This is a genomic window from Streptomyces sp. NPDC058691 (genome assembly GCF_042714775.1).
Classification (GTDB): Bacteria; Actinomycetota; Actinomycetes; order Streptomycetales; family Streptomycetaceae; genus Actinacidiphila.
Map to the genome: position 1 here is coordinate 120,094 of NZ_JBHXSO010000021.1, position 10,197 is coordinate 130,290.

7 protein-coding genes are annotated in these 10,197 nt (G+C 70.1%); 4 read left to right on the forward strand and 3 right to left on the reverse strand.

Annotation, left to right across the window (positions count from 1 at the left end; genetic code table 11):
• Positions 1-21 precede the first annotated feature (21 nt).
• A complete protein-coding gene (locus tag ACFWVC_RS17355; protein ID WP_384285804.1) occupies positions 22-4,176 on the forward strand; it encodes a carboxypeptidase regulatory-like domain-containing protein in 4,155 nt (1,384 codons plus the stop codon).
• An 86-nt stretch (positions 4,177-4,262) separates the two neighbouring features.
• Here the strand turns inward: ACFWVC_RS17355 and ACFWVC_RS17360 are convergent, their stop codons facing one another.
• The 3 genes from ACFWVC_RS17360 to ACFWVC_RS17370 all read right to left on the reverse strand — a co-directional run bounded on the left by ACFWVC_RS17360 (position 4,263) and on the right by ACFWVC_RS17370 (position 6,608).
• Entirely contained in the window at positions 4,263-5,159 is an 897-nt protein-coding gene (locus ACFWVC_RS17360) for an RNA polymerase sigma-70 factor (RefSeq protein WP_384285806.1), read from the reverse strand.
• A 90-nt stretch (positions 5,160-5,249) separates the two neighbouring features.
• A complete protein-coding gene (locus tag ACFWVC_RS17365) occupies positions 5,250-5,984 on the reverse strand; it encodes an SDR family oxidoreductase (protein ID WP_384285809.1) in 735 nt (244 codons plus the stop codon).
• Between the two features lie 177 nt (positions 5,985-6,161).
• On the reverse strand, positions 6,162-6,608 hold the full coding sequence (locus ACFWVC_RS17370; protein ID WP_384285811.1) for a cupin domain-containing protein: 447 nt from the start codon (positions 6,606-6,608) through the stop codon (positions 6,162-6,164).
• Positions 6,609-6,889: 281 nt separating this feature from the next.
• Here ACFWVC_RS17370 and ACFWVC_RS17375 point away from each other — a divergent pair, with 281 nt between their 5' ends.
• The 3 genes from ACFWVC_RS17375 (at position 6,890) to ACFWVC_RS17385 (ending at position 10,089) form a co-directional block, all read left to right on the forward strand.
• Positions 6,890-7,378: a cupin domain-containing protein gene (locus tag ACFWVC_RS17375; RefSeq protein ID WP_384285820.1), complete on the forward strand. Its 489-nt coding sequence runs from the start codon at positions 6,890-6,892 to the stop codon at positions 7,376-7,378.
• A gap of 145 nt (positions 7,379-7,523) precedes the next feature.
• Positions 7,524-9,224 (forward strand): L-aspartate oxidase, encoded by a 1,701-nt coding sequence (locus ACFWVC_RS17380; protein ID WP_384285823.1) that lies wholly within the window; start codon positions 7,524-7,526, stop codon positions 9,222-9,224.
• A 118-nt stretch (positions 9,225-9,342) separates the two neighbouring features.
• Positions 9,343-10,089, forward strand: coding sequence for an SDR family oxidoreductase (locus ACFWVC_RS17385; protein ID WP_384285814.1), 747 nt, complete (start codon positions 9,343-9,345; stop codon positions 10,087-10,089).
• Positions 10,090-10,197: the final 108 nt, after the last annotated feature.

Here is a 10,197-nt window from a genome sequence, read left to right on the forward strand (position 1 = left end):
TGATGACTGGGGAGTCGCACGTTGCTCGCACCACACATATCCGGTCCACCGCTCCGGCGGCGGGTGTCCACCGTGCTGGCGGTGCTCAGCGCGGCCGCGATGGCCGTCCTGGGCGTCCAGACGCCGTCGCAGGCTGCGGCGCCCACCGCCGTGTCCGCGAAGGCGCCCACCGCCGGCGACCACGTGCCCTACGAGACCGCCTGCGGTGCCGCCAAGAAGGGCGAGGCCACCTGCTACGCCCTGCGCCGCACCGATGTCGCCTCGGCCAAGGGCCTGCGGACCGCATCGGCTCCGGGCGGGTTCGGGCCGGCCGACCTGCGTTCGGCCTACAACCTCCCGGCGGGCGGCGGCGCGGGGCAGACCATCGCCATCGTCGATGCCTTCGACGACCCGACCGCCGAAGAGGACCTGGCGGTCTACCGCGAGCAGTACGGGCTGCCGGCCTGCACCACCGACAACGGCTGCTTCACGAAGGTCGACCAGCGCGGGGGGACCAACTACCCGCAGCCCGACCCGGGCTGGGCCGGGGAGATCTCCCTCGACCTCGACATGGTCTCCGCGATCGCCCCCAACGCCCACATCCTGCTCGTCGAGGCCGACACCCCGAGCTTCGACGACCTCGGCGCCGCCGTGGACCAGGCGGTCGCGCTGGGCGCCAAGTTCGTGTCCAACTCCTATGGCACCGACTACCGCTTCGGCAGCGGCGAGGACCCCTCCGGAACGGTGGGGCTGGACGTCCACTACAACCACCCCGGCGTCGCGATGGTCGCCTCCTCCGGTGACTACGGATACGGCGTGTCCTACCCCGCCGCGTCGCCGTACGTGACCGCGGTGGGCGGCACCTCCCTGACCGCCGACGGCGGCACCGGTCGCGGCTGGTCCGAGTCCGCCTGGGACGGTGCCGGTTCGGGATGCTCGCTCTACGAGCCCAAGCCCGCCTTCCAGACGGACACCGGCTGCGAGAACCGGGCCGTCGCCGATGTCTCCGCCGTGGCCGACCCCGCCACCCCGGTCGCCGTGTACCAGACCTACGGCGGTGGCGGCTGGGCACAGTTCGGCGGCACCAGCGCCGGCTCGCCCATCATCGCCGCGGTCTACGCCAACGCCGGCACCCCCGTCGCGGGCACCTACCCCAACTCCTACCCCTACGCCGCGGGTGCGGGCCTCTACGACGTGACCGACGGCAGCAACGGCACCTGCGCCCCGGCCTACCTGTGCACCGGCGCTGCCGGCTACGACGGCCCGACCGGTCTCGGCACCCCCAACGGCCTGCGGGCCTTCCGCACCGGCCCGCACGGGACGCTGTCCGGCACCGTCACCGACCAGGCCACCGGCAAGCCCCTCGCCGGTGCCAGCGTCAGTGCCGGGCCCGACAACGTCACACACAGCGGGGCCGACGGCCGCTACACCCTCGGTCTCCCGGTGGCCACCTACGACGTCACCGTCGACGCCTACGGCTACGCCACCGGCACCGCCAAGGACGTGGCCGTCACCGAAGGCGGCGCCCTCACCCGGGACTTCGCGCTGAACCCGGTCCCGAGCCAGACCGTCGCCGGCAAGGTCACCGACGACTCCGGCCACGGCTGGCCGCTGTACGCCAGGATCACCGTGGACGGGGTCCCCGGCGGCCCGGTGTGGACCGACCCGGCCACCGGCGCCTTCACCGTCGACCTCCCCCAGGGTCACGACTACACCCTGCGCGTCGAGGCCGCGCTGCCCGGCTACACGCCCGCCAACAAGTCCATCACCGTCGCCGACGCGCCGCAGTCGCTGACGCTGTCGTTGCCGGCCGACCCCTGGAAGGCGACCACACCCGGGTACGCCGTGCATCTGGACGGCCCCACCGAGCACTTCGCCTCCACGGAATCGGCCCCGCAGGGCTGGCGCGTCGTCAACGCCGATGGCACCGAGGGCGGCTGGTCCTTCGACGACCCGGCCGGGCGCGGCAACCAGACCGGCGGTGACGGCGCCTTCGCCATCGCGGAGAACCCCACGATCGGGGAGCCCTTCGACGCCCAGCTGATCAGTCCCGCCTTCGACCTCACCGACGCGTCCGACCCCGAACTCGCCTTTGACGCGATGTACTTCGCGTTCGGCGACAAGGCTGCCCAGGTCGACGCCAGTTCCGACGACGGCGCCACCTGGAAGTCCCTGTGGACGGCGGCGGCGGGCTTCGCGGACCACGCCAGGGTCGAGATCCCGCTCACCGGCCTCGCAGGCGAGCCGAACGTCAGGGTGCGCTTCCACTTCGTCACGGACTTCGCATGGTGGTGGGGCATCGACGACGTCTTCGTCGGCGACCGCGCCTACACCGCCACCCCCGGTGGCCTCGTCACCGGCACGGTGACCGACGCGAACACCGGCAAGGGCCTGGTCGGCGCGACCGTCACGGGCAAGGACGACCCGAAGGTGACCGCGACCACCGTCGCCACCCCCGAGGACCCCGCCCTCGGCGACGGCCTCTACCTCATGTTCTCGCCCCACCTGGGCAAGCACGACATCACCGCCGCCCGGCCCCGCTACACGGAGCTGACCAAGACGGTCAACGTCGCGACCGACAGTGCCGTCGCTGCCTCCTACAAGCTCAAGGCCGGGCAGTTGACGGTCACTCCGGACCCCGTCACCGCCACCGTGGGCTGGGGCAAGTCGGCCACACGGAATCTGACGGTCAAGAACACCGGCGGCGCGCCCACCACCGTCACGCTGGACGAGCGGGCGGGCGGCTTCCAGATCCAGAACCTCCGGAGCGGCGCACCACTGCAGACCGTCAAGGGGCACTTCTCCCCGCACGCGAGCAAGACCGGGCCCGCCGCGAGCGGGCGGAAGACCGTCGCCTCGCCGTCAGGCGCCGCCTGGCAGACCGCCCCCAGCCTCCCGGAGGCCGCTCTCGGCAACGCCGTCGGCACCTACAAGGGCAAGGTCTACTCCGGCTTCGGCTACACCGGCCTCGACGTCACCAACGCGATGTACGTCCTGGACCCGGTCGTCGGCAGCTGGACCCGGGCGGCCGACGCGGCCGACCGTCGTGAGGCCCCCTCGGCCCAGTTCGTCGACGGCAAGTTCCACGTCGTCGGCGGATGGAACCCCGACAACAGCACGGACCCCAAGCTGGAGATCTACGACCCCGTCACCGACACCTGGACCACCGGCGCGCCGGCCCCCGTGGCCTACGCGGGCCAGGGCAACGCCGCTCTCGACGGCAAGCTCTACACCGTCGGCGGCTGCAACGACCGTTGCGGTACCGCCGAGGCGTACGCCTACGACCCCGACGCCGACGCCTGGTCCCGCATCGCGGACTACCCGGAGAAGACCTCGTGGGAGTCGTGCGCCGGCGTCAACGGCAAGCTCTACTGCGCCGGAGGCGACGCCGACTCCCTCGGGGAGAGCAAGCACGCCTACGTCTACGACCCGGTCGCCAACACGTGGACCGCGCTTCCCGACCTCCCGATCCCCCTGTGGGGTTCGTCCTACACTGCGGCCGACGACCAGCTCGTGATCTCCAGCGGCATCACCGGCAACGCCCTCACCAACCAGGGCTTCGCCTACAGCCCCGAGGCCGGCACCTGGTCGGCGCTGCCCAACGCGAACGTCGCCACCTACCGCGGCGGCGCCGGCCTCGGCCTGTACAAGGTCGGCGGCGGCAGCGAGCCCTACACTCCCAGCACCGCGGTGGAGTTCCTGCCGGGATACGACCAGGGCGGCTCGACCGACGTCACCTGGCTGAGGACGAGCACCCAGCACTTCACCCTGCAGCCCGGCGCGAGCACGACCGTCACCGTCACGCTGGACGCCTCGGTACCCGAGATCGCGCAGCCGGGTGACTTCACCGCGCAGTTGGCGCTCGACAACGACAGCCCGTACGGGATGCGGAAGGTCGCGGTGTCCCTGCACGTCGACCCGCCCAAGACCTGGGGCAAGATCACCGGAACCATCCGGGGCGTCCAGAGCGACGGCACGACCAAGCCGCTGGCCGGCGCCACCGTCGAGATCGACAGCTGGGCGGCGAGCTACTCGCTCAGGACGGCCGCGGACGGCACGTACTCCCTGTGGCTTGACTCCCGCAACAACCCGCTCAGCGTCATCGTCGCCAAGGATGGCTACCGGCCGGTGGCCACGACCGTGAAGATCAAGAAGGGGGCCACCGTCACCGGCGACTTCACCCTCAAGAAGCAGTAACCGCCGACCGGCGCCAGCGAGACGGGCCGGCCCTCCGGGACCGGCCCGTCACCACCCAGACGGTCGAGGTGGACGCGGCCGAACGCTCAGCCGGCGACGGCCGTGAGCTTCGACGGGTTCATCATCCACAGCAGCCGGTCGATTCCCTCCGCGGTGACGCTCACCGTGAGGACGGCGAACACCGTCCCGTCGCGGGACAGGCGCACCCCGGGCCGGCCGTTGACCTCCATCGGATCCACCGTGACACCGATCCAGAAGCGGTCGGCGAACGCGTGGTAGTACCTCGCCACGCGGTGCGGACCGACGACGGGGAACTTCGACGCGCGAACGACTCCTCCACCGTCGGAGTACGAGACGACGTCCGCCGCGAACAGCTGCTCCAGCACGGCCACATTCCCGTCCTGCGCGGCGGCGACGAACGCCGTGAGGAAGCGCTGATGCTCGGCAGACTCGACACTCGACCGCTTTTCCGCGGCAAGGTGCTTCCGCGCCCGGCTCACCAACTGCCGTGTGTTGGCCTGCGTCTGGTCGATGATCTCCGCGATCTGCTCGTACGGGTAGTCGAAGGCCTCCCGAAGCACGTACGCAGCACGTTCCGTGGGGGTGAGCTTCTCCAGCAGCATGAGCACGGCGACTTCCAGCGCCTCCCCGTTGACGGCCCCCAGCGCGGGGTCGCTCGTGGTGTCGACCGGCTCCGGCAGCCAGGGGCCGACATACGTCTCACGGCGCACCCTGGCCGACTGCAGCACATTGATGGCGAGCCTGGTCACGGTCGTGGCGAGAAAGGCCTGCGGATTCTCCACCTTCGACCGGTCGTAGGTCTGCCAGCGGATCCAGGCCTCCTGGATGATGTCCTCCGCGTCGCTGGCACTGCCGAGAATGCGATACGCGATGCCGAACATGCAGCCGCGGGCATCACGGAACGCCTCTGCGGCCTCCTGAAGACTCCGAGAATCATCCGCTGGATCGTTCTTCGACGGCATTCCTCGCCCATCCTTGCTGCTCGGCGAGTCCGCCACCGAAGACCGGTGGCGCCTCGCCGATTCTTACCGACCGCTCTTGCCGCGACAGGTTCAGGAAGACAGCCAGTCGGCGTAGTGGGTGGGGGCGATACGAGCGCCCTCCGGGGCGGTCAGGACGTCGCCGTGGACGGCGGCGAACATGCCGGCGCTGTCGTCGGTCACGACGGAGCGCCCGTCACCCTTGGCCCTGACGGTCAGCCGGCCGATCTCGTCGAGCGGGTAGACGTCCGGGCCCGCGACGTTGAGGACGCCACCCAGTGGACTGCCGACGGCGACGTCGGCGATCGCGGCGACGACGTCCGCGGCGGCGATCGGCTGGAGCGGCGTACTCGGCAGCCGGACGGTGTCGCCCTCGGTCGTCCAGGACATGGTCGCCTCCATGAACTCCATGAACTGCGTGGCGCGGACGATGGAGTACGGGACGGAGCCGGCCTTGAGGATGTCCTCCTGCAGCACCTTGGCCCGGTAGTAGTCCAGGTCGGGCACCTGGTCCACGCCGACGATCGAGAGGATGACGAAGTGCCCGACGCCGGCCTGCTCGCTCGCGGCGACGAGGTTGTCCATCGACGTACGGAAGAACGTCGCCGAAGCCTCGTCGAAGGTCGGGGAATTCGTCAGGTTGACCACGACGTCCGCTCCGGCCACGGCCTCCGCGACGCCCTTGCCGCTGAGGAGGTCCACACCCGTGGACAGGGAGTGCGGGACGGCCTCGTGACCGGCCCCGTTGAGCTTCTCGACGACCTGTGACCCGATCAGCCCGGTACCACCGACGACCGCGAGCTTCATGGCACGACCTATCTCTCGACACCTATGTCCGGTTTGCCCTTATGGGACCGAAGTTACCCCCGGAGAAGTCGGCGCGCCTGGGCAGCATGCGCCGACTCGTTCAGGACGCTACATATCCTGGATGTTCAATGTCAAGAATACGTCCCGCCCTTGCGCTTCTCCGGGGAAACCCGCAGGTCAGCTCTGGGTGGGACGCGGAGCACGCAGATGGGTCCGCTGCGCCAGCTCCTCCGGATCCACCAGGGTGAGCATCGGCCGGCCCGGCGCGCAGAGCATCGTCACGACGAAACGGGTCCGCGCGTCCGTGAGCGCGTTGCCGTCCTGGTAATGAATCACGTCCCCGCCCGGCTCCCAGAAGGTCTCACCGGCCCTCACCACGCGTTCCGGCTCGCCTTCCAGCTCGAAACGCACCGCGCCCTCGACCACGTACCCGAAGGCCGGACCGGTGTGGCGGTGCGGAGGGGTTCCCGGGTCCCCGGGCGGCCACTCGACGAGGATGGTCATCCCCGAGGCACCCTCCGGGATGTGGGGCGGTGTGACGTCCTGGAGCATCGTGATCGCCGTCTGCCACGTCCCGGACGGGGCCTGCTCGCCGGCCTTGCCCGCTGCGTCCTTGTCCGACATTGCGCTGCACCTCCGTAGGTCGGCCCGGATCGGCCGTATGAAGCCCGACCCAGGCTTGCACGACTCCTCGACAGTGAAGACCGGGGACACACCGCTTTTGTGACAGGTGCATCCGACCGCCGCTCCCGCAAACGTGACGCTGAAGGGGCGACCGCGCGATGTGTCACACACGGTAGGAGTACTCGGTCGGTGGGGCGAGGAGTGTGATCGCCGGCGGGCCGGGAACCAGGCCGGCGCATCTCCCCCGCAATGTCGTTGCATCCGGCCCACGCAGAGGGATGGTGTTCATGTCGTACCCAGAGCAGGTCTACAAGGGAAATGGCGGCGAGGTCAGCGCACGTTTCCGGCCCGAGAGCACCGGGCCGAACCTCGGGGAGGCCGGCAAGGACGCCTTCCATTATCTGGCGACCACGGCCACCACACGAGGCGAGTTCGGACTCTACCGAGTCGAGATGAGCCCCAGGGCGGGCGGCCCCAAGACGCATTTCCACCGGTCCATCTCGGAGTCGTTCTTCATCCTCGACGGAACCGTACGCCTGTTCAACGGTGCGGAGTGGATCGACGCGCGGAAGGGCGACTTCCTGCACGTACCCCAGGGCGGACTGCACTCCTACCGCAACGACTCCGACGCACCGGCTCAAATGCTGCTGCTCTTCGCACCGGGCGCACCGCGCGAGAAGTACTTCGAGGGGCTGTCGCATCTGGCCCACGCCACGGATGAGGAGCGCGCCCGGTTCCTCGACGAGCACGACTCGTACTTCGTGGAGTAGCCGGTCCGTCCCGCCACCGCTCCCCGTGCCGGCGCGCGCGGGGAGTGCGGGGGTGTCACAGCCGGTCCGGTCGCCTGGTCCTAGTCGACGACAATCAAGGCGATCGGAGCAGACCGTGGCTATCACCGAACGACGTCTTTCCACCATGGTGCTGGTGATCGGTACCGGAGGAGCCGGGCTGCGCGCGGCCATCGAACTGGCCGAGGCCGGTGTCGACGTCCTCGCCGTCGGCAAGCGCCCCAAGGAGGACGCCCACACGGCGCTCGCCGCCGGAGGCATCAACGCGGCGCTGGCGACGATGGACCCCGAGGACAGCTGGCAGCAGCACGCCGCCGACACCCTCAAGGAGAGCTATCTGCTCGCCGATCCCCGCACCGTGCGGACCGTCACCCAGGGTGCCGCTCTGGGCATCGACGACCTGGAGCGGTACGGCATGGCGTTCGCCAGGGAGGAGGACGGCCGGATCTCGCAGCGCTTCTTCGGCGCGCACAAGTTCCGGCGCACCGCCTTCGCCGGCGACTACACCGGCCTGGAGATCCAGCGCACCCTCATCAGGCGCGCCGGCCAACTCGACATCCCGGTGCTCGACGGTGTCTACATCACGCGGCTCCTGGTGCAGGACGGCGCGGTCTTCGGCGCCTATGGCTTCGACGTCGCCAACGGCACGCGCTACCTCATCCACGCCGACGCCGTCATCCTCGCGGCGGGCGGCCACACGCGTATCTGGCGGCGCACGTCCTCCCGGCGCGACGAGAACACCGGTGACTCGTTCCGACTGGCGGTGGAAGCCGGTGCCCGCCTGCGCGACGCCGAGCTGGTGCAGTTCCACCCCTCCGGCATCATCGAACCGGAGAACGCGGCCGGCACTCTCGTCAGCGAGGCCGCGCGCGGTGAGGGCGGCATCCTCCGCAACGCGCTCGGCGAGCGCTTCATGACCCGCTACGACCCCGAGCGGATGGAGCTCTCCACGCGCGACCGCGTGGCGCTGGCCTCCTACACGGAGATCAAGGAAGGCCGCGGAACCCCCAACGGAGGCGTGTGGCTCGACGTCTCGCATCTGCCGCGGCGGACCATCATGACGCGACTCCCCCGGGTCTACCAGACCCTCCTGGACCTGCAGATGCTGGACATCACCCGCGAGCCGATCGAGATCGCGCCCACCGCGCACTACTCGATGGGCGGGGTCTGGGTACGGCCCGAGGACCACAGCACGGACGTCCGCGGCCTGTACGCCATCGGTGAGGCCTCCAGCGGACTGCACGGTGCCAACCGCCTCGGTGGCAACAGCCTCATCGAGCTGCTGGTCTTCGGCCGCATCACGGGTCAGGCCGCCGCCGCCTACTCCCAGTCGCTGACCTCGCAGCCCCGGTCGGCGTACGCCGTGACGCAGGCCCGCGCCGAGATGGACCACCTGCTCGCGGCGGACGGCCCGGAGAACGTCCGCGCACTCCAGCGCGCCATCCGCAACACCATGACCGAGCACGCCGGAGTCGTCCGCGACGAACGGGGACTGCGCACCGGGCTGGATGAACTCGCCGCGATCGAGAAGAGGATGGAGGACGTCGGCGTCCATCCCGACATCGCCGGCTTCCAGGACCTCGCGCACGCCTTCGACCTCAAGGCCGCCGCCCTGGCGGCGCGCGCCACGCTCGAATCGGCACTCGAACGCCGCGAGACCCGTGGCTGCCACAACCGCAGCGACCACCCGGACATGGACCCCGCTCTGCAGGTCAATCTCGTCTGGTCCCCGACGACGGGAATCACCCACGAGAGCATTCCGGCCATCCCCGAATCGATCTCCTCCCTGATGGAGGACGTCTCGACCGAGGGAAAGCTCGCCGAGTGACGCCCCGGCTCGCCCGGCGAGCGCGGCGAGCCGGCTGAGCCGGCCAAGCCCCTGTCACAAACACAGTCACCAACCGGTCTGTGCCGGTACGTAGAGAATCCTGCGAAGGGATACCCCCATGAAGGTCGTAGTCATCGGCGGAACCGGGCTCATCGGCTCGAAGCTGGTCGGAAAGCTCGGCGAACACGGGCACGAGGCGGTCGTGGCCGCGCCCAGCACCGGCGTCGACACGCTCACGGGCGCGGGCCTGCCCGAGGTCCTGCGGGGTGCCGAGGTGGTGGTCGACGTGTCCAACTCGCCCTCGTTCGAGGACGAGCCCGTCATGAGCTTCTTCCGCACCTCCACCTCCAACCTCCTCCACGAGGAGGCGAAGGCCGGCGTCCTGCACCATGTGGCGCTTTCCGTGGTCGGCACCGAGCGGCTCCAGGAGAGCGGGTACTTCCGCGCCAAGCAGGCGCAGGAGGATCTGATCAAGGCGTCCGGGATCCCGTACTCCATCGTCCACGCAACGCAGTTCTTCGAGTTCCTGAAGGGCATCGCGGATGCGGCGACCGTGGGCGACACCGTGCGTCTCGCGCCGGTGAAGATCCGGCCCATCCACTCCGACGACGTGGCCGCGGCCGTCGGCCGCACCGCGGTCGGCACACCTGTCAACGGGACGCTGGAGGTCGCCGGCCCCGACGAGTTCCCGCTCGACGAGCTCATCCGCAAGGGGCTCGCCGCCAAGAACGACCCCCGCACGGTCGTCACGGACCCCGGTGCCCGGTACTTCGGCGCCGAGCTGAAGGAGACCACCCTCGTGCCGGGGCCTAACGCCCACATCGCCGGGACCCGGCTGGCCGACTGGCTCGCCCGGCAGCAGTGACATCCGCCGGTGGCCCCTGCCCGCGCCGGGCAGGGGCCACCGGCGTTTCCGCACGTGCCGGTACGCCCTCCGTGGCCGGCCGGTACACTGTCGGTCATAACGGACACG